The 24,077-nt window shown below is 61.5% G+C and carries 23 protein-coding genes and 1 tRNA gene; 7 read left to right on the forward strand and 17 right to left on the reverse strand.

Translation table 11 applies throughout. The features are described from left to right. The first annotated feature begins 10 nt into the window (after window positions 1-10). Together I6G83_RS02145 and I6G83_RS02150 are read left to right on the forward strand one after the other, a co-directional pair. Entirely contained in the window at window positions 11-619 is a 609-nt protein-coding gene (locus I6G83_RS02145) for a cytochrome b/b6 domain-containing protein (protein WP_054306183.1), read from the forward strand. Beyond that, window positions 609-1,376 (forward strand): molybdopterin-dependent oxidoreductase, encoded by a 768-nt coding sequence (locus I6G83_RS02150; RefSeq protein WP_054306174.1) that lies wholly within the window; start codon window positions 609-611, stop codon window positions 1,374-1,376. Before I6G83_RS02145 ends, I6G83_RS02150 begins: the two co-directional genes overlap by 11 nt. Before the next feature lie 309 nt (window positions 1,377-1,685). On the opposite strand, the gene I6G83_RS02155 is transcribed toward I6G83_RS02150, so the two are convergent. From I6G83_RS02155 to xerD, 6 genes are all read right to left on the reverse strand, one after another. After that, window positions 1,686-1,759: transfer RNA gene (locus I6G83_RS02155), tRNA-Gly, on the reverse strand. A gap of 149 nt (window positions 1,760-1,908) precedes the next feature. Then, a complete protein-coding gene (gene lysS / locus I6G83_RS02160; RefSeq protein ID WP_054306175.1) occupies window positions 1,909-3,429 on the reverse strand; it encodes a lysine--tRNA ligase in 1,521 nt (506 codons plus the stop codon). Between the two features lie 9 nt (window positions 3,430-3,438). Then, a protein-coding gene (gene prfB, locus I6G83_RS02165; protein ID WP_015673662.1) for a peptide chain release factor 2 occupies window positions 3,439-4,537 on the reverse strand; the annotation gives its coding sequence in 2 pieces (ribosomal slippage) (window positions 3,439-4,461 and window positions 4,463-4,537; 1,098 coding nt in all). Between the two features lie 203 nt (window positions 4,538-4,740). Then, window positions 4,741-6,471, reverse strand: a complete 1,731-nt coding sequence (gene recJ / locus I6G83_RS02170) for a single-stranded-DNA-specific exonuclease RecJ (RefSeq protein ID WP_054306184.1) — start codon at window positions 6,469-6,471, stop codon at window positions 4,741-4,743. Window positions 6,472-6,483: 12 nt separating this feature from the next. Next, window positions 6,484-7,200, reverse strand: coding sequence for a bifunctional protein-disulfide isomerase/oxidoreductase DsbC (gene dsbC, locus I6G83_RS02175; protein ID WP_054306176.1), 717 nt, complete (start codon window positions 7,198-7,200; stop codon window positions 6,484-6,486). 27 nt (window positions 7,201-7,227) lie between these two features. After that, a complete protein-coding gene (xerD, locus tag I6G83_RS02180; protein WP_015673665.1) occupies window positions 7,228-8,127 on the reverse strand; it encodes a site-specific tyrosine recombinase XerD in 900 nt (299 codons plus the stop codon). A 91-nt stretch (window positions 8,128-8,218) separates the two neighbouring features. Here xerD and fldB point away from each other — a divergent pair, with 91 nt between their 5' ends. Further along, entirely contained in the window at window positions 8,219-8,737 is a 519-nt protein-coding gene (gene fldB / locus I6G83_RS02185) for a flavodoxin FldB (RefSeq protein ID WP_041411867.1), read from the forward strand. A 31-nt stretch (window positions 8,738-8,768) separates the two neighbouring features. Here the strand turns inward: fldB and I6G83_RS02190 are convergent, their stop codons facing one another. Both I6G83_RS02190 and sdhE read right to left on the reverse strand, forming a co-directional pair. Beyond that, complete coding sequence (locus I6G83_RS02190; protein ID WP_054306177.1) at window positions 8,769-9,188, reverse strand: protein YgfX; 420 nt, start codon at window positions 9,186-9,188, stop codon at window positions 8,769-8,771. Next, window positions 9,169-9,435, reverse strand: coding sequence for an FAD assembly factor SdhE (gene sdhE / locus I6G83_RS02195; RefSeq protein WP_054306178.1), 267 nt, complete (start codon window positions 9,433-9,435; stop codon window positions 9,169-9,171). The genes I6G83_RS02190 and sdhE overlap by 20 nt, the downstream gene beginning before the upstream one ends. Window positions 9,436-9,774: 339 nt before the next feature. On the opposite strand from sdhE, the gene ygfZ reads away from it, so the two are divergent. Continuing rightward, window positions 9,775-10,767, forward strand: a complete 993-nt coding sequence (gene ygfZ, locus I6G83_RS02200) for a tRNA-modifying protein YgfZ (RefSeq protein ID WP_054306179.1) — start codon at window positions 9,775-9,777, stop codon at window positions 10,765-10,767. A gap of 54 nt (window positions 10,768-10,821) precedes the next feature. On the opposite strand, the gene trhA is transcribed toward ygfZ, so the two are convergent. Then, window positions 10,822-11,502: a PAQR family membrane homeostasis protein TrhA gene (gene trhA / locus I6G83_RS02205; protein ID WP_015673670.1), complete on the reverse strand. Its 681-nt coding sequence runs from the start codon at window positions 11,500-11,502 to the stop codon at window positions 10,822-10,824. A 194-nt stretch (window positions 11,503-11,696) separates the two neighbouring features. Between trhA and I6G83_RS02210 the strand changes: the two genes are divergently transcribed. After that, window positions 11,697-12,305, forward strand: coding sequence for an HD domain-containing protein (locus tag I6G83_RS02210; RefSeq protein ID WP_054306180.1), 609 nt, complete (start codon window positions 11,697-11,699; stop codon window positions 12,303-12,305). 31 nt (window positions 12,306-12,336) lie between these two features. On the opposite strand, the gene I6G83_RS02215 is transcribed toward I6G83_RS02210, so the two are convergent. From I6G83_RS02215 to I6G83_RS02230, 4 genes are read right to left on the reverse strand one after another with little or no spacing between them, the layout of a single operon-like run. Further along, window positions 12,337-13,656, reverse strand: a complete 1,320-nt coding sequence (locus I6G83_RS02215; RefSeq protein ID WP_054306181.1) for an MFS transporter — start codon at window positions 13,654-13,656, stop codon at window positions 12,337-12,339. Continuing rightward, window positions 13,653-14,306 carry a DUF4286 family protein gene (locus I6G83_RS02220; protein WP_062779296.1) on the reverse strand — a complete coding sequence of 218 codons (654 nt, stop codon included), beginning with the start codon at window positions 14,304-14,306 and terminating at the stop codon, window positions 13,653-13,655. The genes I6G83_RS02215 and I6G83_RS02220 overlap by 4 nt, the downstream gene beginning before the upstream one ends. A 48-nt stretch (window positions 14,307-14,354) precedes the next feature. Then, window positions 14,355-15,704, reverse strand: coding sequence for an amidase (locus I6G83_RS02225; protein ID WP_062779293.1), 1,350 nt, complete (start codon window positions 15,702-15,704; stop codon window positions 14,355-14,357). Beyond that, window positions 15,704-16,414 (reverse strand): DUF2848 domain-containing protein, encoded by a 711-nt coding sequence (locus I6G83_RS02230; protein WP_015673675.1) that lies wholly within the window; start codon window positions 16,412-16,414, stop codon window positions 15,704-15,706. The genes I6G83_RS02225 and I6G83_RS02230 overlap by 1 nt, the downstream gene beginning before the upstream one ends. Window positions 16,415-16,540: 126 nt before the next feature. On the opposite strand from I6G83_RS02230, the gene I6G83_RS02235 reads away from it, so the two are divergent. Together I6G83_RS02235 and I6G83_RS02240 are read left to right on the forward strand one after the other, a co-directional pair. Next, the gene (locus I6G83_RS02235) at window positions 16,541-17,221 is read left to right on the forward strand and encodes a GntR family transcriptional regulator (protein ID WP_015673676.1); all 681 of its coding nucleotides are present in this window, start codon (window positions 16,541-16,543) and stop codon (window positions 17,219-17,221) included. A gap of 49 nt (window positions 17,222-17,270) precedes the next feature. Beyond that, complete coding sequence (locus tag I6G83_RS02240; protein ID WP_054306484.1) at window positions 17,271-17,798, forward strand: GNAT family N-acetyltransferase; 528 nt, start codon at window positions 17,271-17,273, stop codon at window positions 17,796-17,798. A 67-nt stretch (window positions 17,799-17,865) separates the two neighbouring features. Here I6G83_RS02240 and gcvP read toward each other — a convergent pair whose 3' ends face one another. From gcvP to ubiI, 4 genes are all read right to left on the reverse strand, one after another. Beyond that, the gene (gene gcvP, locus I6G83_RS02245) at window positions 17,866-20,745 is read right to left on the reverse strand and encodes an aminomethyl-transferring glycine dehydrogenase (RefSeq protein WP_054306485.1); all 2,880 of its coding nucleotides are present in this window, start codon (window positions 20,743-20,745) and stop codon (window positions 17,866-17,868) included. 91 nt (window positions 20,746-20,836) lie between these two features. Next, a complete protein-coding gene (gene gcvH, locus I6G83_RS02250) occupies window positions 20,837-21,223 on the reverse strand; it encodes a glycine cleavage system protein GcvH (protein WP_015673679.1) in 387 nt (128 codons plus the stop codon). Between the two features lie 36 nt (window positions 21,224-21,259). After that, window positions 21,260-22,357, reverse strand: a complete 1,098-nt coding sequence (gene gcvT, locus I6G83_RS02255) for a glycine cleavage system aminomethyltransferase GcvT (protein WP_015673680.1) — start codon at window positions 22,355-22,357, stop codon at window positions 21,260-21,262. Window positions 22,358-22,855: 498 nt separating this feature from the next. Next, window positions 22,856-24,055 carry an FAD-dependent 2-octaprenylphenol hydroxylase gene (gene ubiI / locus I6G83_RS02260; RefSeq protein WP_054306486.1) on the reverse strand — a complete coding sequence of 400 codons (1,200 nt, stop codon included), beginning with the start codon at window positions 24,053-24,055 and terminating at the stop codon, window positions 22,856-22,858. Window positions 24,056-24,077 lie beyond the last annotated feature (22 nt).

The following is a 24,077-nucleotide window of genomic DNA, read 5'->3' on the forward strand; positions in this document are numbered from 1 at the left end:
GGAGGCCGCGATGAAAGACTCACTGTCGCGACCGGTGCATCGTTGGCCGGTCAGAATCACCCACTGGGTTAATCTGTTCGCCATGACGTGCATGTTTATGAGCGGCTGGGAAATCTACAACGCCTCGCCGCTGTTCGACTTCCGCTTTCCGCCCGCCGTCACGCTGGGCGGCTGGCTGGGCGGCGCCATCGGCTGGCATCTGGCGCTGATGTGGCTGCTGGCGCTCAACGGACTGTGCTATCTGCTGTGGAGCCTGTTCAGCGGCCACTTCCGTCGCGACCTGCTGCCACTGCGCCTGAGCGCGCTGCGGCGTGATATCTGGCTGGCGCTGACGCTGCGGCTACAACACCGCGACGGCAAATACAATGCGATTCAAAAGCTGATGTATCTCGGCGTGTTGGTGCTCGGCCTGTTGCTGGTGCTCTCCGGGCTGGCGATCTGGAAGCCGGTGCAGCTCTCTTGGCTGGTGGCGCTGTTCGGCGGTTTTGACATCGCGCGCTATGTGCACTTTTTCGCCATGGCGGCGGTCGGACTGTTTGTCATCATTCACCTGCTGATGGTGATGATCGTACCGCGCACGCTGTGGGCCATGCTGTCAGGAGGTAAACGTGAAGGATAAAAAATCGTCGCCCCGCGCACCGACGCTGGAACCGGATCAGAGAAAACAGCTGGTGAATCTGCAGCGCCGGCTGCTGCTTCGCTCCGGTCTGACCCTGGGCGGCGTGGCGATGCTGACCGGCTGTAATCTGCAAGATGGCGATCAGGTCGATAAAGTGCTGTGGGCGATGTCCCGCTGGAACGATCGGGTCCAGTCCTGGCTGTTCAGCGGACAGCGCCTGGCGCAGACCTACCGCCCTGATCAGATCACGCATCCCTTTCCGTTTAACGCCTACTACCCGGAATACAACGTGCCGGAAGTCGATTTGAGCGGTTATCAGCTGGAAGTCTCCGGCAAGGTGGCGAAAACGGCGCCGTGGACCCTGGAGCAACTGCAGCGCCTGCCGCAGCAGAGCCAGATCACCCGCTTAATCTGTATTGAGGGCTGGAGCGCGATTGGCCAGTGGGGCGGCGTGCCGCTGCGCATCTTTCTGCAGCATGTCGGCGCCGATCTCAATGCACGTTACGTCGGTTTTAAATGCGCGGACCGCTACTACTCCAGCATCGATATGGCCACCGCGCTGCATCCGCAAACCATTCTGGCGCTGGATTTTGCCGGTAAGGCGCTGCCGGCGGAATACGGCTACCCCTTGCGGCTACGGGTGCCCACCAAGCTGGGGTTTAAAAACGCCAAGCATATCGCCGCCATTTTCGTCAGCGACACCAACCCCGGCGGCTATTGGGAGGATCAGGGCTATAACTGGTTCAGCGGGATTTGAGGCGCCATGGAAGCGAGTTCTGGCAACGTCTATCCAGGGCGCTATGCGCCCTTTTCATTGGCTATTTTAAGCACACGGCATCACAAAGCAGGCGATAAACAGTGCCGCAGACTTAAACATGGTAAGCCCCAAAATGGATTGCCTCGTAACACCTACGCATTCGTTCAGGCTGCTATTAATAGAGAAAAGTGAAAGGCTATCCGGAACGTTAAAAAAATCGGTGAGGTCGTACGTTAAATATCAGCGTAATTAACAAGGAAGCCTTAGCTAATTTAATGATTATACGTAGAATTATTTATTGAGAAGGCGTGGAGCGGGTGAAGGGAATCGAACCCTCGTATGCAGCTTGGGAAGCTGCCGTTCTACCATTGAACTACACCCGCTTAGGTGTGCGTTTGGCATTATAACCGCTTCTGGGCGGCGGGCAAGCGGAGTTAACGCATAACTGCCGATGTTTTAAGCGGTTAGTTATCGTTGGGCGTAAAAAAACCGGCGCGGTTGCCCGCACCGGTTGTTCAAGGTGGCTGCCGGATTACTTGGCAGTCGGACGCATCGCCGGGAACAGGATAACGTCGCGGATGGTATGGCTGTTGGTGAACAGCATAACCATACGGTCGATACCGATGCCCAGGCCAGCCGTCGGCGGCAGGCCGTGTTCCAGAGAGGTCACGTAGTCTTCGTCGTAGAACATCGCTTCGTCATCGCCGGCATCCTTCGCGGCAACCTGGTCAGCAAAGCGCTGCGCCTGGTCTTCCGCATCATTCAGCTCGGAGAAGCCGTTGCCGATTTCGCGGCCGCCGATGAAGAACTCAAAGCGGTCGGTAATTTCCGGGTTCTCATCGTTACGACGCGCCAGCGGGGAAACTTCCGCCGGGTATTCGGTGATGAAGGTCGGCTGAATCAGATGGCTTTCCGCCGTCTCTTCAAAGATCTCGGTCACTACGCGGCCCAGACCCCAGCTCTTCTCTACCTTGATGCCGATAGACTCGGCAATCGCCTTCGCCTTGTCGAAGTCATCCAGGTCCGCCATGTCGGTTTCAGGACGATACTTTTTGATCGCCTCGCGCATGGTCAGTTTTTCGAACGGCTTGCCGAAGTCGAACTCTTCATCGCCGTACGGCACCTTGGTGGTGCCCAGTACGTCCTGCGCCAGCGTGCGGAACAGCGACTCGGTCAGCTCAATCAGATCTTTGTAATCCGCGTACGCCATATAGAGTTCCATCATGGTGAACTCTGGGTTGTGACGCGGCGATACCCCTTCGTTACGGAAGTTGCGGTTGATCTCGAACACACGCTCAAAACCACCGACCACCAGACGCTTCAGATACAGCTCCGGCGCAATACGCAGGTACATATCGATGTCCAGCGCATTGTGGTGAGTGATAAACGGACGCGCGGACGCGCCGCCCGGGATCACCTGCATCATCGGGGTTTCCACTTCCATAAAGTCGCGGCCCACCATAAAGTTGCGGATGCCGGACATGATGCGGGAACGCACCTTGAAGGTGTGACGTGATTCTTCGTTGGCAATCAGATCCAGGTAGCGCTGACGATAGCGGGTTTCCTGATCGGCCAGGCCGTGGAACTTGTCTGGCAGCGGACGCAGCGCCTTGGTCAGCAGACGCAGCTCGGTGCAGTGGATCGACAGCTCGCCGGTTTTGGTTTTAAACAGCTTGCCGCGCGCGCCGAGAATATCGCCCAGGTCCCACTTCTTGAATTGTTCGTTGTACACGCCTTCCGCCAGATCGTCGCGCGCGACGTACAGCTGAATGCGGCCGCCAACGTCCTGCAGCGTAACGAAAGAGGCTTTGCCCATAATGCGGCGGGTCATCATACGCCCGGCGACGGTCACTTCTACGCCCAGCGCTTCCAGCTCTTCGTTGTCTTTATCGTCATATGCTGCGTGCAGCTTGTCGGACGTGGTGTCACGACGAAAATCATTCGGGAACGCAATGCCGTTCTCGCGCAGCGCCGCCAGTTTTTCACGACGTGACTGCAGCTCGTTATTGAGATCCAACGCCTGATCGGCGCCCTGTGGTTGTTGCTCAGACATTTTTGTTCCTCATAACCCGGCTTTCAAACTTGCCTCAATGAATTTATCCAGGTCGCCATCCAATACGGCCTGCGTGTTACGCGTTTCTACGCTGGTGCGCAAATCCTTGATCCGGGAGTCATCCAGCACATAAGAGCGGATTTGGCTGCCCCAACCGATATCGGACTTGTTGTCTTCCATCGCCTGCTTATCAGCATTTTTCTTCTGCATCTCGAATTCATACAGCTTCGCTCTCAGCTGTTTGAATGCCTGATCCTTGTTTTTATGCTGTGAGCGGTCGTTCTGGCACTGCACCACGATGTTGGTCGGCAGGTGGGTAATACGCACCGCAGACTCGGTTTTGTTCACGTGCTGGCCGCCCGCGCCGGAAGCGCGGTAAACGTCGATGCGCAGATCCGCCGGATTGATTTCGATATCAATATTGTCGTCCACTTCCGGGTAAACAAACACCGAACTGAACGAGGTGTGGCGACGACCGCCGGAATCGAACGGGCTCTTGCGCACCAGGCGGTGAACGCCGGTTTCAGTACGCAACCAGCCAAAGGCGTAGTCGCCAATAATCTTGATGGTGGCGGACTTGATCCCCGCGACGTCACCGTCAGACTCTTCGATAATTTCGGTTTTAAAGCCCTTGTCCTCGGCCCAGCGCAGGTACATGCGCAGCAGCATGCTGGCCCAGTCCTGCGCCTCAGTACCGCCTGACCCGGCCTGAATGTCCAGGTAGCAGTCGGCGCTGTCGTATTCTCCGGAGAACATACGACGAAATTCTAGTTGTTCCAGCTTGACGATCAGTTGATCAAGCTCAACCACGGCTTCGTTAAAGGTTTCTTCATCGTCGGCTTCCACCGCCAGCTCCAGCAGGCCGAGGACGTCTTCCTCACCCTGTTGCAGACCGTCGATGGTCTCAACAATGGCTTCGAGCGCCGAGCGCTCTTTACCCAGCGCCTGTGCGCGCTCAGGCTCATTCCACACGTCCGGCTGCTCCAGCTCGGCGTTTACTTCTTCCAGGCGTTCTTTCTTGGCATCATAGTCAAAGATACCCCCTAAGAACGGCGGTACGCTCAGACAGGTCCTGAATACGGTTTTTTACCGGATTAATTTCAAACATGGTTTTTCGCGTTCTTTCGTTAGAGGTTGTATATCCCCCGGCAAGGGAGCCGGCGCAATGCGGCGTGAACCAGAGAGAATATAGGCGACCCAATCGCCATAGAACCGTTAATTCTAACGGATCCAGACCACAGTTTATAGCGTTTATCCAGGGAAAAGTAAGGGCGCCGTGCGGCGCCCCTGGATGTTATCTTTTGCTGCGCCTCAGCGCGGCCACAGGTGCTGAATCAGCAGCTGCACGCTGCGGTTGCCGCGGAATTCGTTGACGTCCAGCTTATAAGCCAGCTCGACTTCTCGCACGCTGCTGTCCGGCCACAGCGTGGTGTCCACGTTGAACGCAATGCCGTCCAACAGCGGGCCGCCGCCCAGTGGCTCCACCATCAGCTTGAGGTGCTTCTCGCCCACCAGCCGCTGCTGCAGAATGCGGAACTTGCCGTCGAACGTCGGCTCCGGGAACGCCTGCCCCCACGGCCCGCCTTCGCGCAGCAGCTCCGCCGTTTCCAGCGTCAGCTCCTGCATCGCCAGTTCACCGTCGGACCAGATTACGCCCTCCAGCATCGCCGGATCGAGCCACTCGCCCACCAGTTCGCCAAAGCGCTGGCGAAACTCGTCAAAGCGCGCCTCTTCCAGCGACAGGCCGGCGGCCATCGCGTGTCCGCCGAACTTCATCATCAGCCCGGGGTTCAGCGTGTCCAGCCGCTCCAGCGCATCGCGCATATGCAGGCCGGCAATCGAGCGGCCGGAGCCTTTCAGAATGCCGTCGCCCGCCGGTGCGAACGCGATCACCGGGCGGTGAAAACGCTCTTTGATGCGCGAGGCCAAAATGCCGACCACGCCCTGATGCCACTCCGGATGGTACATCGCCAGGCCGTAAGGCAGAGCCGTGCTGCTGCGCTCCAGCTGGTCGCACAGCTGCAGCGCTTCAACCTGCATGCCCTGCTCTATCTCGCGGCGCGTTTGGTTCAGCGCGTCCAGATCGTTAGCCAGCATGCGCGCCTGCGCAATGTCGTCGCTCAGCAGCAGCGCCACGCCGATCGACATGTCGTCCAGCCGCCCCGCCGCATTCAGCCGCGGCCCGAGGGCAAAGCCCAGATCGTTGGCCGCCAGGTTGCGCGCCTCGCGGTTGGCCACCTCCAGCAGCGCGCGGATACCGGGCCGACACTTGCCAGCGCGAATGCGGTTAAGCCCCTGATACACCAGAATACGGTTATTGGCATCGAGCGGCACCACGTCGGCCACGGTGCCTAACGCCACCAGATCCAGCAGTTCGGCCAGATTCGGCATCGCCAGCGCGCGCTGTTCGAACCAGCCGCTGTCACGCAGCCGGGCGCGCAGCGCCAGCATCAGATAGAACGCGACGCCGACGCCGGCCAGCGCCTTCGACGGAAACGCACAGCCGCGCAGGTTGGGGTTGACGATCGCCTCGGCCGCCGGCAGCGTCTCGCCCGGCAGGTGGTGATCGGTCACCAGCACCTGTATGCCTTTGGCATGCGCTACCTCAACGCCGGCATGGGAAGAGATGCCGTTATCCACGGTGACGATCAGCTCGGCGCCGCGCGCCGCCGCCTGCTCCACCACTTCCGGGCTCAGGCCGTAGCCGTCCTCAAAGCGGTTCGGCACCAGATACTGCACGTCGCCGCCGCCCATGCTGCGCAGCGCCAGCGCCGTCAGCGCGGTGCTGGTGGCGCCGTCGGCGTCAAAATCGCCGACGATCATAATGCGCCGGCCGTCCGCCAGCGCCTGCTGCAGAATATCCACCGCCGCGTCGATGCCGTCCAGCTGTTGCCACGGCAGCATGCCTTTGACGCTGCGTTCCAGTTCCCGCTCTTCGCTGACCCCGCGCAGCGCATACAGCCGGCGCAGCAAAGGGTGCAGCTGAGCGGAAAGCTGCACGTCGCCCACCGCCTCACGGCGGCGTAATTGGGTTTTAATAATACTCACCGGCCATTAACCGCCGGCTTGCAGCGCGGCCTGATGCGCGTCCAGCATCGCCGCCATCTCTTTCGGCCCCTGATAGCCCGGGATCACCATGCCGTTCTGCAGGATGATGGCCGGCGTCCCCTGGATGCCGAACTGCACGCCCAGCTCGTAATGTTTGCTGATATCGGTTTTGCAGGTCGCCGGCGACACCGCGTCGCCCTTCATCGCCGCGTCAAACGCCTTGGCCTTATCGGCGGTGCACCAGATAGACTGCATGTCTTTTTCCGCCTGGGAGTTCAGCCCCTGACGCGGGAACGCCAGGTAACGCACGGTGATGCCCAGATCGTTATACTCTTTCATCTGCTGATGCAGCTTGTGGCAGTAGCCGCAGGTGATATCGGTAAACACGGTGATCACGTGTTTTTCCTTCGCCGCCTTGTAGACGATCATCTGGTCTTTCAGCGCGTCCAGCTTGCTGCCCAGCAGCTTATTGGTCACGTTTACCGGCTCTTTGCCGCTGACGTCATACAGCGGCCCCTGCAGCACGTGCTTACCGTCTTCGGAGACGTACAGCACGCCGCTGTCGGTCAGCACGGTTTTCAGCCCCGCCACCGGGGAGGGTTGAACGTCAGCCTGCTTGATGCCCAGGCTGCCCAGCGCCGATTTGATCGCCGCATCGTCGGCATGTGCGGAACCGGTCACCGAAGCCACCAGCAGGGAGAGCAGCATTAAACCTTTTTTCATTCTTCCATTCCTTTCGAACCCGGTGCCTCAGGCGCGCGGGTGATGCTGTTGATGTAGCTGTTTCAGTCGTTCGGTTGCTACATGCGTGTAAATTTGCGTCGTGGAGAGGTCGCTATGCCCCAGCAACATTTGTACGACACGTAAATCTGCGCCATGGTTCAGCAGATGGGTGGCGAACGCGTGGCGCAACACGTGCGGAGACAGACGTTCGCTGTCGATGCCGGCTAGGATCGCATAGTGTTTGATACGATGCCAGAAGGTCTGCCGGGTCATTTGCTTGCAGCGCTGGCTGGGGAACAGCACGTCGAGCGCCTGCCCGTTCACCAACCACGGCCGGCCGTGTTCAAGATAATTTTCGATCCAGTACACCGCCTCTTCGCCCAGCGGCACCAGCCGCTCTTTGTCGCCCTTGCCGATCACCCGCACCACGCCCTGGCGCAGGCTGACGTCGCTGATGCTCAGGCCGACCAGTTCGGACACCCGCAGGCCGGTGGCGTACAGCACTTCCAGCATCGCCTTGTCGCGCAGCTCCAGCGGCTGATCGACGCACGGCGCCTGCAGCAGCGCATCGACCTGCGCCTCGCTCAGGTCTTTCGGCAGGCGCTGCGGCAGCTTGGGCGAGGCCAACTGCGCGGTCGGGTCGTCGGCGCGCTGCTTTTCCCGATACAGATATTGGAACAGCCGCCGCATGGCGCTCAGCAGCCGCGCGGAGCTGCTCGCCTTATAGCCGCCTTCCACCCGTTCGGCCAGAAACGCCTGCAGGTCCAGCGCCTCGGCGTCCAGCAGGGTGCGGCCGCGCCCGGCCAGCCAGGCCGTCAGCGCCTGCAGATCCAGACGATAAGAGGCGAGCGTATTCTCAGCCAGATTACGTTCCAGCCACAGCGCATCTAAAAATTGCTCAACCAGCGCATTCTCCTGCCGTTGCACGCCAACCCCTCTTGATTTGATTCAACCTGAGGCATTATGCCTTATGGTACACTGGTTGCAATTCCATGAACGGCAACATAACGGTTTAAACATGAAGATTGGTCTGTTTTACGGCTCCAGCACCTGCTACACCGAAATGGCGGCGGAAAAAATCCGTGAAATTCTGGGTGAGGATCTGGTCGACCTGCATAATCTGAAAGACGTCTCCCCCACGCTGATGGAAGACTATTCCGTACTGATTCTCGGCATCCCGACCTGGGACTTCGGCGAGCTGCAGGAGGACTGGGAAGCGGTCTGGCCGCAACTCGCCACGCTCGATCTGAAAGGTAAAATCGTCGCCATGTACGGCATGGGCGACCAGTTCGGCTACGGCGAATGGTTCCTCGACGCGCTGGGCATGCTGCACGATCACCTGAAACCGCTCGGCGTACAGTTTATCGGCTTCTGGCCGACCGACGGTTTTGAGTTCACCAGCCCGAAACCGCTGGCCGCCGACGGCAAACGCTTCGTCGGCCTGGCGCTGGATGATGTCAACCAATATGAGATGAGTGAAGATCGTCTGCAGCAATGGTGCGAACAGATCCTGTTGGAGATGGAACCGCTATTGTAACCGTCGAGGGGCGCCTCTGCGCCCCCCGAACCTAGCCTTCAGACTCATCCTCGGCCAGCTGCATCCGCTGGCACAACTGCCGCCACTCGGCGCTGCTGATACAGTCCGACGCCAGCCATAGTCGGCGGCGTTTGCGCTTGCCGCTCGCCTGCAGCGTCAGCAGCATGCCGCCGCGCAGCATCCAGGGGCGACGGGCCAGCCGCCACTCCTTGCCCTGCCAAATCACCCGCTGCGGCGCGGAAAGCAGGCGCAGCTCCCCCTGACGCGAAGCAATACGCGTCTGACTGCGAATACATTCGAAAACCACCAGCGTCAGCAGCAACAGCCAGATCGGGTCGTAACTTTCCGGCCACGGCGAGATCAGAATCAGCAGTATCAGCGCGCCATGCGCCAACAGCGAGACAAGCTGAGTACGCCAGGAGATGCGGACATCACATCGCCACTGGGCCACGATCTTTATTTCGCGTCTGGATCAGCGTCACCATTCTTTGCAGTTCGGCGTCCTGCGGGGCGCCATGATTCATCAGCCAGTTAAACAGATCGGGATCGTCGCTCTGCAGCAGACGCACGAACAGCGCCTTGTCGTCGTCGCTCAATGAATCGTACTCATGCTCGAAAAACGGCATGATGGAGATGTCCAGTTCACGCATTCCCCGGCGGCAAGCCCAGTGAATACGCGCTTTGTTATTAATATCCATGTTGTTATGACCAACCTCTGTTCAGCGTGGCAAAGCCAGCATAGGGTTCAACCGACACACCGTATGGCAACACACGCGCAATATAATTCCGTCGGCTCACGAACGATGTGCAAGGGTAGCATGAGCCATAAACGTATAGAGTAACAATTTGACATACACGGCGGGAAGAATGTTAGCGCGAAATGTCAAAAAAAGCGCTGCGGCGGAATAACTGTTTGCAAAGCCTGCGCCCTCTTTTACCATGGAGGAACGACTCTTTCAGGCACGCTGGATATCCGGCATCATGCGACGGCCGCCGCGGTGAACCCGGCCGGATATAACGTAAATCAGGAACCGACTATGACGTTCACGACTCCTTTTCCACCTCGTCAGCCTTCCGCCTCTTCCCATCTGCCATTGACGCTGATTTCGCTGGAAGACTGGGCGCTGGTGACGATGAATGGCCCCGACACGGTGAAATACCTGCAGGGGCAGGTTACCGCCGACGTTGAGGCGCTGGCGGACGACCAGCACGTTCTCTGCGCGCACTGCGACGCCAAGGGAAAAATGTGGAGCAACCTGCGCCTGTTCCGGCGCGGTGAGGGCTTCGCCTATCTGGAGCGCCGCAGCCTGCTGGACAGCCAGCTGGCGGAGATCAAAAAATATGCGGTGTTCTCAAAAGTGACCATCGCCGCCGATAATGACGTGGTGCTGCTCGGCGTGGCCGGCTTCCAGGCGCGCGCCGCGCTGGCGGACGTCTTCAGCCAGCTGCCCGATGCGCAGCATCCGGTGGCGCAGGACGGTGACACCACGCTGCTGCACTTCAGCCAGCCGGCGGAGCGCTTTCTGCTGGTCACCAGCGCGGCGGTCGCCGAACGGCTGGTCAGCCGCTTGCAGCAGCAGGCCGAACAAAACGACAGCCGTCAGTGGCTGACGCTGGATATCGAAGCTGGCTATCCGATTATCGACGCGGCCACCAGCGCGCAGCTGATCCCGCAGGCCACCAACCTGCAGGCGCTGGACGGCATCAGCTTCAGCAAAGGCTGCTATACCGGTCAGGAAATGGTGGCGCGCGCCAAGTTCCGCGGCGCCAACAAGCGCGCGCTGTACTGGCTGGCGGGGAAAGGCAGCCGGGTGCCGGCCGCGGCGGACGATCTGGAACTGCAGCTGGGGGAGAACTGGCGCCGTACCGGCACCGTGCTGGCCGCCAGCCAGCTGGCCGACGGTACGCTGTGGGTGCAGGCAGTGTTGAATAATGACCTGGAGGCGGACAGCACGCTGCGGCTGCGCGAGGACGCCGGCGGCGAGCTCAGCATCATGCCGCTGCCTTACTCGCTGGTCGAAGAGAAGTAACCCTCGCCCGCCCGGCCGCGTTGCTCAGTGCGCGCGGCCGGGCGGCAAACCACCTCAGACGTACAGATAGATCGCCATAAAGTGGCACACGCTGCCGCCCAGCACGAAGGCGTGCCAGATGGCGTGCCCGAAGCGCCAGCGCTTGGAAGCGTAAAAAATCACCCCCAGGCTGTACACCACCCCGCCGACCGCCAGCAGCGTCACGCCGCCGATATCCAGCCGTGTCGCCAACTGGTAGATAACGATCAGCGACAGCCAGCCCATGGTCAGATAGGTCACCAGCGACAGCGCCTCAAAGCGGTGGGCGAACGCCAGCTTGAACAACACGCCGAGCAGCGCCATGCCCCAGATAACCGCCATCAGCCCACGCGCCAGCGGCGACCCCAGCCCCACCAGCAGAAAAGGCGTATAGGTGCCGGCAATCAGCAGGTAAATCGCACAGTGGTCAAATTTTTTCAGCCAGTGTTTGGCCTTCTGATGAGGAATGGCGTGGTACAGCGTTGAGGCCAGGTACAGCAGGATCATGCTGCCGCCGTACAGGCTGTAGCTGGTGATCGCCGTCGCGCCGGCGCCGGTGTCGATCGCCTGGCCAAGCAGCAGCACCAGGCCGACGATGCCAAAGACCAAACCAATGCCGTGACTGACGCTGTTGGCGATCTCTTCCGCCCATGGATAGGCTGATTTCGCCGTATTTTCCGCCTGCGTCCCGGCTTTCGCCACGTCCGTTTTACCCATAATATTCCAGCCCTCAAAAACGTCTGCATTGCTCGCAATTAACGCAAAAGCAGCTTAACTGAGAATAATTCCAGTGTACACGTGTACGCTAAAATAAAAATGTGAACGCTTGTAACATGCTGAAAATATCGAAATCCCCCCGACGCTGGTCTACAATCGCTGGGTTTTAACGTCACCTACACCGAGGCTGTACCATGTCATCTGCCGTACCCGCATTAGAATTTGGCGCCATGACCGAAGTCATCCGGTTCCTGATGGAAATCGACAAACTCAAAAGCGTTCAGCGCCGCACCAAGGTGCTGGGCACCCAGCGTCAGGAAAACTCCGCCGAACACAGCTGGCACTTCGCCATCGCCGCCATGAGCCTGGCGCCTTACGCCGGCAAGGACGTTGATATCCAGCGAGTCATCCAGATGGCGCTGCTGCATGACATCGTTGAGATCGACGCCGGCGACGTGCTGGTGTACGACCTGGCGGCCCGCGCCGCCGTGCACGATCAGGAAGTCGCCGCCGCGCGCCGCCTGTTCGGCATGCTGCCGGAGCCACAGCGCGAGTATTTCACCGCTTTATGGCAGGAATATGAAGATGCCGAAACCGCCGACGCGCGCTTTGCGCTGGTGCTGGACCGCACCATGCCGATGCTGATGAACCTGCATAATGAGGGGCAAAGCTGGGTGGAGAACGGCATCTCGCTGGAGCAGGTGCTGTCGCGCAACGAGACGATTGCCGAGGTCTATCCGGAGCTGTGGCAACACCTGCTGCACCACCTGCAGGACGCGCAGCGCAAAGGCTGGCTGAAGTAATAACGCGCCGGGCCTGCGCCCGGCGTCGGCATTACAGCGGCTTATGGGCGGTCTCCCTGGCCGCCCACACCGCCCACAGGGTGATCAACAGCGTCAGCGTTACATAGGCCGAGATCGCCAGCGTGCTGTCATACGATTTGTACAGCGACGTGATAATCAGCGGCGCAAAGCCGCCGCCGACAATCCCCGCCAGCGTGTAGGCCAGCGACGAACCGGCATAGCGCACGCGCGTCGGAAACTGTTCGGTGACAAACGCCGCCTGCGGGCCGTACATCGCCGCATGGATCAGCAGCCCCACCACCACCGCCAGACAGATCAGCACCGGCTGGGTGCTGTCCAGCAGCACGAAGAACACAAAGGCCCAGACGACCCCCGCCAGCGCGCCGCCGATATACACCGGCCGGCGGCCCAGACGGTCGGACAGCGCGCCGAACAGCGGCACCGTAATCGCGTTGCCCACCGCGCCTAACATGGTGGCGGCCAGCGCCAGCGGCCGCGGCAGGTTCAGCACCGTCGTGACATAGGTCAGCGTAAACACCACCACCAGCGCGTACAGCACGTCGGAGCCGATGCGTGAGCCGCCGGCAATCAGCAGCGGACGCTTATGGTGGCTGAAGACCTCACGCAGCGGCGCATGCGTCACATCGCGGTTCGCCGCCAATTGCAAAAACGCCGGCGTCTCGCCCACGCCGCGCCGCAGCCACAGGCCGAACGCCACCAGCGCCAGACTCAGCAGGAATGGAATGCGCCAGCCCCACTGTTGGAAATCCTCCGCCGACATCGCCAACGTCACCACGGTGATAAACCCGGTGCCTACCAGCGTTCCGCAGGAAGGGCCGACCTGGGCGAACGACGCGTTGCGTCCGCGCTGCTGCGGTTTACCGTGCTCCATCGCCAGCAGCACCGCGCCGGCCCATTCGCCGCCCAGCGCGATACCCTGAATAAAGCGCAGCGTCACAAGCAGCAGCGGGCTCCAGATGCCCCAGCTGGCATAGCCGGGCAGCATGCCCATCAGCGCGGTGGTGCCGCCCATAATCAGCAGCGTGGTGACCAACACAAAGCGCCGGCCGAGCACGTCGCCCAGGTGGCCGAACACCATGCCGCCGATCGGCCGCGAAACATAGCCGACCGCATAGGTGGAAAACGCCAGGATGGTGCCCACCAGCGGGTCAAAGGAGGGGAAGAAAACGTGATTAAAAATCAGCGCCGCCATAATGTTGTAAACGGTGAAGTCGTACCATTCCAGCGCGGTGCCGATGGAGCTGGCCGCCGCCAGTTTGCCGGTGTTCGGCGCGCTCTCGCTGCGCTGGGCCGCGTTATCCAGCGGCGCGTCGGTGGTTGAAGTATTCATGGTTTCAGCTCCTGTGCGGTGAGTTGCCAGCCAAGGGCGTAGTGCAGTGCGGACTCTTCGGCGATATCCAGCCGCTGACAGGCCAGCGCGTTAAGACGTTCGCCGGCCGCGGCGCTGCTGCTCTCGATCAGCAGCATCGGCGACAGCGTGCGGTTATCGGGCGCTTCTTTCGGCAGCGGCGTACTGAGCGCCGCATCCGGCAGCAGCAGGCTGCTGCAGACAAAACCCGCCTCGGCGGACAGCGCCTCACCGAGCTGGCGGACGCGCTGCGTTAACGCCGCGGCGTCGGCCGTCGGCAGCGCGATCACGCCAAGATGGCTGCCGCTGCCGAAGCCGGTCACCGCCTGCACGGCGCAGACCCGCCGCATCGGGTTCACCATTTTGTCCAGGCTGGCCACCGACCACGGCGTTTGCCGGGTGAACGCCGCGTGATAGGCCGGCGAGGTAAAACTGTCGAGCGAGACGGTTTTATACAGGCCCAGGTATTTGCGTCCGCCCTGCAGCGCCTGATAGCGCGCGCCGCTTAAAAAGCCGTCGATGCGCACCCGTTCCTCTACGTGTTCACGGTCATACCAGCGGTTGAACTCCGCCTCATCCTGCGCGGCAACGTCGGTGGCGACAAACAGCATTCCGTTCGGGGTTCCGGTCATGGGACTCTCCTGTTAGCTCATTTATGAGGCGGGCGCGCCCGCCGAAGGTTATGCGCCGGCCAGGCAGCGCTCAATGGACAGCGCCCAGCCCAGCAGCGCTTCATCCTGCTGCGTCAGGCCGGCGACCATCAGCCCCACCGGCGCCTCGCCCGGCGGCTGAATCGGCAGCGACACGGCGCAGCCGTCCAGGAAATTGATGATGGAGGGGTTGCGCAGCGCAGCGCCGTTGATACGGAAATAGAGCGCCTCGTCCGCCTCCAGCTCGGCGATGGTCGGCGCGACAAACGGCACGCTGGGCATCAGCAGCGCATGGTAGCCCTGCAGCGACGCCGTCACCCGCCGCTGCCAGTCGCGGCGCTGCTCCCGCAGCCGGTTGCCGTCCTCGTCGCCCAGCGCCGCGCCGCGACGGATGCGCGACAGCACCCGCGGGTCGTAAGCCGCCGCCTGCTCGGCAATCAGCGTCTGATGCCACTGCCAGGACTCCAGCGCGGTAAAGCCGCCGCTGGCGTTGATCGCCGCCAGTTCGGCAAACTCGTCGCAAGGCAGGGCGTCAATCTGCGCGCCCGCCTGCCTCAGCTGCCGCAGCGCACGCTGAAACGCCGTGGATACCGCCTCGTCCAGATCATCCAGCGCCAGCGTCTGCGGCAGTGCAAAACGCGCCTGCGCCAGCGGCCGGGCGAGCGGCTGCAGCGGCTGCTGCGCAATCAGTGCGTCCAGCGCGATGCAGTCCTCCAGGCCGTGGGCAATCACACCAACGGAGTCCAGCGACGGCGACAGCGGCTGTACGCCCGCCATATCGATGCGGCTGGCGCTGGGCTTATAGCCGGTCAGGCCGCAGAACGCCGCCGGAATGCGCACCGAACCGCCGGTATCGCTGCCAATCGCGCCAAAGCCCATGCCGTCGCTGACCGCCACCGCCGCGCCGGACGAAGAACCGCCGGGAATGCGCCGCTCCTGGCGTCGCCACGGGTTGGCCGGCGTGCCGTAGTGCGGGTTAATGCCCAGGCCGGAATAGGCGAATTCGGTCATATTGGTTTTACCGATCACCACCGCGCCGGCCTGCAGCAGCCGCTGTACCACCGCCGCATGACGCTGCGCCGCCGGCGCGTGCGCCAGCGCCCGTGAACCGCCGCGGGTGGCTTCGCCCGCCACGTCGAACAGGTCTTTCACCGACACCGGCACGCCGTCCAGTGCGGAGAGAGGCTGCCCGGCCGCACGCCGGCGGTCAGCATCCCGCGCCTGCCGGCGCGCCCAGTCGTGATAGACGCTGATAAACGCGCGCGCCCCTTCCCCTTGCGGATCGTCAATCCGCGCCAGCGCGGCGGCGGTCAGCCGTTCAGACGTCACATCGCCGCAGGCCAGCGCGGCGGCGGCCTGGCGTAATGTCCTGTTTTCCATCACGCCACCACCGGTAATTCAATGCTGCGATAAGCGTGACTGATGGTGCGTCCCAATACCTCGTCCACCAGCTCCATACGGAACTCCGCCGCCGGGCGGATGCCGCCAATCGCCGCCAGGGTGCCGCAGGTCATCGCCAGCCCTTCCGGCGGCTGCGGCATCGTCAGGCATTCCGGCGTCTGCATGCCGCCCAGATAGCGCTCGAGCAAATCCCCCGGCGTGCGCAGGCCGGCCAGCGTGCCCTGTTGGTAGAGGCGGAACTCCCCCTCCTCATAGATCCAGGCGCGCAGAATTAAACTGTCCCAGTGTTCCGCCACCTCATGCAACGGCCAGGCCGCCGTGGCGACCGGCTTGACGCACAGCTGCTTCGACAGCGCAACGCTGTGCGCCTCCAGCTGACGGTCGGTGTGATCGGAGGCCAGCGACACGTACAGCTCGCCGCGGTGGATAAAGATCAGCGGTTCGGCTTCGCCGGAGCTGGCGCCGCCGACCACCTCGACGCTGGCGCTCTGGCTAAGCTGGTTGGCCGCCACGCGATAAAACAGCGGGATTGCACTCGGCTGGGGCACGCCCAGCGCCGCCAGCTCCCTGATGTGGTGCAAAATGGCCTCGTGGTCGCGTCCGGTCCAGCCGGCGATCACCAGATGATCGATCGCCACATTCAGCGCCTCAGCCCCCGCTGATTCAGGTAAAGTGAAGGTTAGTTGCATGGCATCTGTTTCCTTGGTGTTAAATAACAGTGAAATTTCACTATATCTTCAGTTGCTAAATAAGCGATTTCCGTGCCATGTTTTTGTGTACTATGTCTAAAAACTTTCTGGTTGCAGGAGCAAAGTGTGAAGACCGTTGACGCAGAGCGCCGGGAATTCCCGACGGTAGAGGAAGCCGGCCTGTCGCAGAACGAACTGGCCTATCGCCGCTTTAAACAGGCGCTGGTGACGCTGAGCTACAAGCCCGGCGAATATCTGAATACGGCGCAGGTGATGGACGATCTGGCAATGGGGCGCACGCCGATCAATCAGGCGATCCATCGGCTGGCGAATGAGGGATTACTGCAGGTGATCCCGCGTAAAGGCGTGATGGTGGCGCCGCTGTCGATCGACGATGCGCTGGAGCTGATCGAGGTGCGGCTGGCCAATGAGCTGCTGTGCATGCGGCTGGCCAGCAAGCGCGCCAGCGCATCGCAGATCGCCGGGCTGGAGGCGATCAACCGGCAGATCGACGCCGCCTGCCAGGCGCGCGACCGGGTACGCATGATGACGCTGGATCATGAATTCCATCAGGCGCTGGCGCAGATCGCCGGCAACGCCATGCTGGCGGATATTCTCAGCGTACTGCACGCGCGCGCCCAGCGCTTCTGGGCGACCTCGCTCTCCCGGCAGGGCCATATGCAGGAAGTGATCGACGAACACCGGGCGATTATCGCCGCGCTGGCGCAGCAGGACGCGGACGCGGCGGAAAGCGCGGCGCAGGCGCATATCCTCTCCTTCCGCAGCGCGCTGCTGCACGATGCATAGCCGCTTGTCAGGCGGTGATACGCAACCGCCCCAACAAGAGTAACGTGACATGACGACGCCCATAACGCTGGCGCGGGATCAGCTTGAGCTACTCTGGCAGATTGACCGCCGTGAAGAAATTACCACGCTGTACCGGCTGCAGAACGGACAACTGCAGGCTTACGCCGACTACTACGACGTCCGCGGCTGGGATCCGCACGATCGTGAAGTCTACACGCCGCTGCATGAAGAGAGCTTTGACCGCGGCGGCAGCTTCTTCGCCCTGTTCGATCAGGAGATCATCGTCGCAGCGGCGGCGCTGGACAGCGTGCCGCGCGGGCCGGAACAAAATTTACGCCAGCTGCTGTTCTTCTACGTCAGCGCCGAGCGGCGCGGTCAGGGATTGGGGAAAATGCTGTTTCGGCACTGCCTGCAGCAGTTGCAGCAGCATGGCGCCGCCGGGCTGTACGTTTCTTCCATCCCCAATAAGCGCACCGTCGATTTTTATCTGGCGCAGGGATGTCGCCTGCTTGCCGAACCCGATGCCGAACTGTTCGCCCGCGAGCCGGAGGATATTCATCTGGTCTGCGACTGCTGAACGCCGCCAATAAAAAAGGGACACCGCATAATGCGGTGTCCCTGGGTTGTCACTCTTCGCTGACGCGTTACTGATATTCGCCGATCGGCACGCAGGAGCAGAACAGGTTGCGGTCGCCGTAAACGTCATCCAGCCGCTTCACGGTCGGCCAGTATTTGTTCTCACGCACCGCCGCAGACGGGAACACCGCCAGCTCGCGGCTGTAGGCATGCTGCCAGTCGCCCACCAGCTCGGCCTGCACGTGCGGCGCATTCACCAGCGGGTTGTCGTCCAGCGGCCATGCGCCCTGCTTCACGCTCTCCATCTCCGCACGGATCGACAGCAGCGCGTCGATAAAGCGGTCCAGCTCTACCTTGCTCTCCGACTCCGTCGGTTCAACCATCAGCGTGCCCGCAACCGGGAACGACATGGTCGGCGCGTGGAAGCCATAGTCGATCAGACGTTTGGCAATATCCATCTCGCTGATGCCGGTCTCTTCTTTCAGCGGACGAATATCCAGAATGCATTCGTGCGCCACGCGGTGGTCGCGGCCGGTATACAGAATCGGATACGCATCCTTCAGACGGGTGGCGATATAGTTGGCGTTGAGGATCGCCACCTGGCTGGCCTGCTTCAGGCCTTCCGCGCCCATCATGCGGATGTACATCCAGCTGATCGGCAGAATCGACGCGCTGCCGAACGGCGCGGCGGACACTGCGCCCTGCTGGGTGGTTACGCCGTCGATCTGCACCACGCTGTGGCCGGGAACAAACGGCGCCAGATGCGCTTTCACGCCGATCGGCCCCATGCCCGGGCCGCCGCCGCCGTGTGGAATGCAGAAGGTTTTATGCAGGTTGAGGTGGGAAACGTCCGCGCCGATATAGCCCGGCGTAGTGATGCCGACCTGAGCGTTCATGTTGGCGCCGTCCAGGTACACCTGGCCGCCGAACTGATGCACGATCTGGCACACTTCGCGGATGGTTTCTTCATACACGCCGTGGGTGGACGGGTAGGTCACCATGATGCACGACAGCTCCGCGCCCGCCTGTTCAGCCTTGACCCGCAGATCGTGCAGATCGATGTTGCCGTTTTTGTCGCAGGCCACCACCACCACGCTCATGCCCGCCATCTGGGCGGAGGCCGGGTTGGTGCCGTGCGCCGAACTTGGGATCAGGCAGACGTGACGCCCCGCCTCATTGCGGCTTTCATGGTAGCGGCGAATCGCCAGCAGACCGGCATATTCGCCCTGCGCGCCGGAGTTCGGCTGCATGCAGACCGCATCATAGCCGGTCAGCTGCACCAGCCACTGCGACAGCTGACCAATCATCATCTGGTAGCCGGTCGCCTGCTCCGGCGGGCAGAACGGGTGCATATCGGAGAATTCAGGCCAGGTGATCGGAATCATTTCCGCCGCGGCGTTCAGCTTCATGGTGCAGGAACCCAGCGGGATCATTGCCTGGTTCAGCGCCAGATCCTTACGCTCCAGACGATGCATATAGCGCATCATTTCGGTTTCGCTGTGATAGCTGTTGAACACCGGGTGGGTGAGAATCGGTTCCTGACGCAGCATCGGCGCAGGAATGGAGGCGCTCGCCGCGCTGACCGCCGCGTCCAGCGCGTCGATATCCAGCCCGTGGCCGTCGCCGGCCAGCACCGCAAACAGCGTCTGCACGTCTTCACGCGAGGTGGCTTCATCCAGCGTGATGCCGACCGCGCCGTGAATGTCGGTGCGCAGGTTCAGCCCGAAGCTCAGGGCGCGCTCCAGCACCGCCGCCTTATCTTTGACCTCTACCGTCAGGGTATCGAACCAGCTGTCATGACGCAGCTGCAGACCGGCCTGCTGCAGCCCGGCGGCCAGGATATCGGTCAGGCGGTGAATACGCTCGGCGATGCGCTTCAGCCCCTGCGGGCCGTGATACACCGCATACAGGCTGGCGATATTGGCCAGCAGCACCTGCGAGGTGCAAATATTGGAGTTGGCCTTTTCGCGGCGGATATGCTGTTCGCGGGTCTGCATCGCCATGCGCAGCGCGGTATTGCCGGCAACATCGCGGGAAACGCCGATAATCCGGCCCGGCATCGAACGTTTGAACTCATCGCGGCAGGCGAAGAAGGCCGCGTGCGGGCCGCCGTAGCCCATCGGCACGCCGAAGCGCTGTGCGGAGCCGAACACCACGTCGGCGCCCTGCTTGCCCGGCGCGGTCAGCAGCACCAGCGCCATAAAGTCGGCCGCCACGCTGGTAATAATCTTGCGGGATTTCAGCTCGGCCAGCAGCGCGCTGTAGTCGTGCAGCTCGCCGGTGGTGCCCACCTGCTGCAGCAGTACGCCGAACACGCCGTCCAGCTCCAGCACTTTTTCCGCTTTATCGACGATCACGTCAAAGTTGAAGGTTTCGGCGCGGGTGCGCACCACGTCCAGCGTCTGCGGATGCACATCGTCAGCGACGAAGAAACGGTTGGCGTCTTTCAGTTTGCTGGCGCGCTTGGCCAGCGCCATCGCTTCGGCGGCGGCGGTCGCTTCATCCAGCAGCGAAGCGGAGGCCAGATCCAGACCGGTCAGATCCAGCGTCACGGTCTGGAAATTCAGCAGCGCTTCCAGACGGCCCTGCGACACTTCCGGCTGATACGGCGTATAGGCGGTGTACCAGCCCGGGTTTTCCAGCATGTTGCGCAGGATCACCGGCGGCGTCAGCACCGAGCTGTAGCCCATGCCGATATAGGATTTGTAGCGCTGGTTCTGGCCGGCGATCGCCTTCAGTTCGGCCAGCGCCTGATGTTCAGTCACCGCATCGCCAACCGGCGGCGGCCCCGGCAGCTGAATGTCTGCCGGCACAATCTGTTGGATCAGCGCGCTGAGCGAGCGTGCGCCCACCGCCTCCAGCATCTCTTGCTGCTGCTGTGCAGAAGAGCCGATATGGCGTTCAATGAACGCTTCGCTGTGTTCAAGTTGGCTGAGTGTCTGAGTCATTGCGACAAATTCCTGAATGCTTGCGTGGTACGGGATGTAGCCTTAACAACTAAAACGCCCCGGCGCATCGGCGTACGGGGCGTGGTAACCATTACTCGTCGATGGACTTCTGATAGCCGGCGGCATCCAGCAGTTTGCTGAGTTCCGCTTCGTCAGAAGCCTTGATGCGGAACAGCCAGCCGTCGCCATAGGCATCGCTGTTAACCAGCTCCGGCGAGCCGTCCAGCTCTTCATTCACCGCGATGATTTCACCGCTGATTGGCGCATAGATGTCGGACGCGGCTTTCACCGACTCCGCCACCGCGCAGTCGTCGCCGGCGGCAACGGTGGCGCCGACTTCCGGCAGATCGACAAACACCATATCCCCCAGCAGCTCTTGCGCATGCTCGGTGATGCCCACCACATATTCGCCATTGCCTTCGCTGCGCACCCACTCGTGAGAGGTAGCGTATTTCAGTTCAGTTGGTACATTGCTCATCGCCCGCGACTCCTTCAAAATAAAATCAAAAAGTAATTAATCAATCAGTGACTTACCGGCACGTACAAAACCGGGCTTGGTGACCTTCACCGGCATTTCACGGTTGCGGATCTGCACGATGGCCTGCTCGCCGATGCCGGCCGGCACCCGCGCCAGCGCAATGCTGAAGCCCAGCGTCGGTGAGAACGAGCCGCTGGTGATCGCCCCTTCCTGCGTCTGGCCGGCTTCATCGGTGAAACGCACCGGCAGCTCATTACGTAATACGCCCTTTTCCGTCATCACCAATCCGACCAGTTGTTCGGTGCCCTGCTCGCGCTGCTGCTCCAGCGCGTCGCGGCCGATAAATTGACGGTCCTGCGGCTCCCAGGCGATGGTCCAGCCCATATTGGCCGCCAGCGGCGATACGCCTTCATCCATCTCCTGGCCATAGAGGTTCATCCCGGCTTCCAGGCGCAGCGTGTCGCGCGCGCCAAGGCCGGCCGGCTTCACGCCCGCTGCCAGCAGACGCTGCCAGAAGTCGGCCGCCTGCTCTTGCGGCAGGGCGATCTCATAGCCCGCTTCGCCGGTATAGCCGGTGGTGGCGATAAACAGCTCGCCGGCCTGTACGCCGAAGAACGGTTTCATGCCGGCCACCGCCTGCTGTTGTTCGGCGCTCAGCAAGGTGCCGGCGCGCTCTTTGGCCTGCGGCCCCTGCACCGCGATCAGCGCCAGGTCGTCGCGCACCCGCAGCTCTACGCCATACGGCGCCGCGTGCTGCTCAATCCACGCCAGATCCTTATCGCGCGTAGCGGAGTTCACCACCAGGCGGAAATAGTCTTCCGTCAGGAAGTACACGATCAGATCGTCAATCACGCCGCCGGAGGCATTCAGCATGCCGCTGTACAGCGCCTTGCCGGGCTGGGTGAGTTTGGCAACGTCGTTCGCCAGCAGATAGCGCAGGAACTCCCGGGTGCGGGCGCCGTGCAAATCGACGATGGTCATGTGGGAGACATCGAACATGCCGGCGTCCTGACGCACGGCGTGGTGCTCATCAATCTGCGAGCCGTAATGCAGCGGCATCATCCAACCATGAAAATCGACCATGCGAGCGCCGCATGCCACGTGCTGCTCATACAGTGGGGTTTGCTTTGCCATCTTATCCCTCTTTTCACCATGTCCCCGTCATCACCCGGCCGCGCTGCGGCAGGCTGACTCTGTTCCGGGGTTAAAATGCCGTGCGAGACCGGGGCGAAAACGGCGCCCATCAGCACGACGCAAACGATACCCTTTACCTGAACTTATCACCGAACGTCGTTTTTAACCATAAGTTAAAATAGGCCCGGCGCGCTGTGCGGCAGGGAAAATGTCGCGCTAGTGTGCAGAGTTTTTCACTGGAAAAATGCGCCTTAAGGCACAAAATTAACAATTAAAGCGGCAAATGTCCGATGTTATATAACAAACACGCTGTAACAGAAGGAGTTATGGCCTGGGCTTTTTTTTCATCGGATTACAAAAACTAATGGGTTATCGGGCGTTAAATTAGATTATTTCAAATGAAGGGTAATATAAGGAAAAGTGATGGCTGAAAGCATAAAAAAACAGGGGCGCCATGATAGCGCCCCTGTGTGAATCACACTCTCTGACGAAGCAACGTTAAGCCAGCCACTCCGGCAGATCGTTCAGCCCCATTGCCTGACGCACCAGCTTCGGCTTGACGCCCGGCAGGCTGTCGGCCAGCCGCAGGCCGACATCGCGCAGCAGCTTTTTGGCCGGGTTATTGCCGTCAAACAGTTCGCGGAACCCCTGCATGCTGGCCAGCATCACCGCCGCGCCGTGTTTACGCCGGCGCTCATAACGCCGCAGATACAGGTGCTGGCCGATATCCTTGCCCTGCCTTTGCAGGCGCTTCAGCTCCGCAATCAGCTCCGCGGCGTCCATAAAGCCCAGGTTGACGCCCTGCCCGGCCAGCGGGTGTACGGTGTGCGCCGCGTCCCCCACCAGCGCCAGACGGTGGCCGGCAAAGTTGCGGGCATAGCGTCCGGTCAGCGGGAAGGTCAGACGCTCGCTTTCCAGCGTGCAGCGTCCCAGACGCATATCAAAGGTCATGCTCAGCTCGCGGTTAAACGCCTCCGGCGACAGCTGGCTGAGCCGTTCTGCCTCTTCCGGCGCCACCGACCAGACGATCGAACACAGGTGCGGGTCGCCAAACGGCAGGAAGGCCAGAATGCCGTCGCCGTGAAACACCTGACGCGCCGTGGCCAGATGCGGCTCTTCGGTACGGATGGTGGCGACCAGCGCGCTGTGGCGGTAGTCCCAGAAGGTAAGCGGAATATCGGCGTGCTGACGCAGCCAGGAGTTGGCGCCGTCGGCGCCTACCACCAGCCGCGCGCTCAGCATGCGGCCGTCCTCCAGCGTGATAAAGGCGTCGTTCTCGCCCCAGGCGACCTGTTTTAACGCCGCCGGCGTCAGCAGCGTCACGTCCGACAGCGTCTGCGCCTTGCGCCACAGCGCCTGCTGAATCACGTTGTTTTCTACAATATGGCCCAGATGGCTGAAGCCGCACTCATCGCCGCGGAAGGCGATTTTACCGAAGCTGTCGCGGTCCCACACTTCCATCGCATTGTAGGCGCTGGCGCGCAGCTGCAGAATATCGTCCCAGACGCCAATCTGTTGCAGCAGACGTTCGCTGGCCGCGTTGATGGCGGAAACGCGCAGCGCCAACTGCTCCGGAACGCCCTGCTCCGGCTGACGGTGCTCCAGCACCGCCACGCGCAGGCCGTTGCCCTGCAGGCCGCAGGCCAGCGCCAGCCCCACCATACCGCCGCCGGCGATAACCACATCGAATGATTGCATGCTGCTGATTCCTTAAAAACGC

The sequence above is a fragment of the Serratia rubidaea genome (genome assembly GCF_016026735.1).
Classification (GTDB): domain Bacteria; phylum Pseudomonadota; class Gammaproteobacteria; order Enterobacterales; family Enterobacteriaceae; genus Serratia_B; species Serratia_B rubidaea.

What these genes read in the sequence shown, in the direction of transcription:
- dsbC (WP_054306176.1), bottom strand. Translation starts at nt 7,200, where the DNA reads ATGAAAAAAGGTTTAATGCTGCTCTCCCTGCTGGTGGCTTCGGTGACC.
- I6G83_RS02210 (WP_054306180.1), top strand. Translation starts at nt 11,697, where the DNA reads ATGTCATCTGCCGTACCCGCATTAGAATTTGGCGCCATGACCGAAGTC.
- I6G83_RS02220 (WP_062779296.1), bottom strand. Translation starts at nt 14,306, where the DNA reads ATGACCGGAACCCCGAACGGAATGCTGTTTGTCGCCACCGACGTTGCC.
- I6G83_RS02230 (WP_015673675.1), bottom strand. Translation starts at nt 16,414, where the DNA reads ATGCAACTAACCTTCACTTTACCTGAATCAGCGGGGGCTGAGGCGCTG.
- gcvP (WP_054306485.1), bottom strand. Translation starts at nt 20,745, where the DNA reads ATGACTCAGACACTCAGCCAACTTGAACACAGCGAAGCGTTCATTGAA.
- ubiI (WP_054306486.1), bottom strand. Translation starts at nt 24,055, where the DNA reads ATGCAATCATTCGATGTGGTTATCGCCGGCGGCGGTATGGTGGGGCTG.
- gcvH (WP_015673679.1), bottom strand. Translation starts at nt 21,223, where the DNA reads ATGAGCAATGTACCAACTGAACTGAAATACGCTACCTCTCACGAGTGG.
- fldB (WP_041411867.1), top strand. Translation starts at nt 8,219, where the DNA reads ATGAAGATTGGTCTGTTTTACGGCTCCAGCACCTGCTACACCGAAATG.
- sdhE (WP_054306178.1), bottom strand. Translation starts at nt 9,435, where the DNA reads ATGGATATTAATAACAAAGCGCGTATTCACTGGGCTTGCCGCCGGGGA.
- I6G83_RS02225 (WP_062779293.1), bottom strand. Translation starts at nt 15,704, where the DNA reads ATGGAAAACAGGACATTACGCCAGGCCGCCGCCGCGCTGGCCTGCGGC.
- I6G83_RS02240 (WP_054306484.1), top strand. Translation starts at nt 17,271, where the DNA reads ATGACGACGCCCATAACGCTGGCGCGGGATCAGCTTGAGCTACTCTGG.
- gcvT (WP_015673680.1), bottom strand. Translation starts at nt 22,357, where the DNA reads ATGGCAAAGCAAACCCCACTGTATGAGCAGCACGTGGCATGCGGCGCT.
- I6G83_RS02145 (WP_054306183.1), top strand. Translation starts at nt 11, where the DNA reads ATGAAAGACTCACTGTCGCGACCGGTGCATCGTTGGCCGGTCAGAATC.
- ygfZ (WP_054306179.1), top strand. Translation starts at nt 9,775, where the DNA reads ATGACGTTCACGACTCCTTTTCCACCTCGTCAGCCTTCCGCCTCTTCC.
- lysS (WP_054306175.1), bottom strand. Translation starts at nt 3,429, where the DNA reads ATGTCTGAGCAACAACCACAGGGCGCCGATCAGGCGTTGGATCTCAAT.
- trhA (WP_015673670.1), bottom strand. Translation starts at nt 11,502, where the DNA reads ATGGGTAAAACGGACGTGGCGAAAGCCGGGACGCAGGCGGAAAATACG.
- I6G83_RS02215 (WP_054306181.1), bottom strand. Translation starts at nt 13,656, where the DNA reads ATGAATACTTCAACCACCGACGCGCCGCTGGATAACGCGGCCCAGCGC.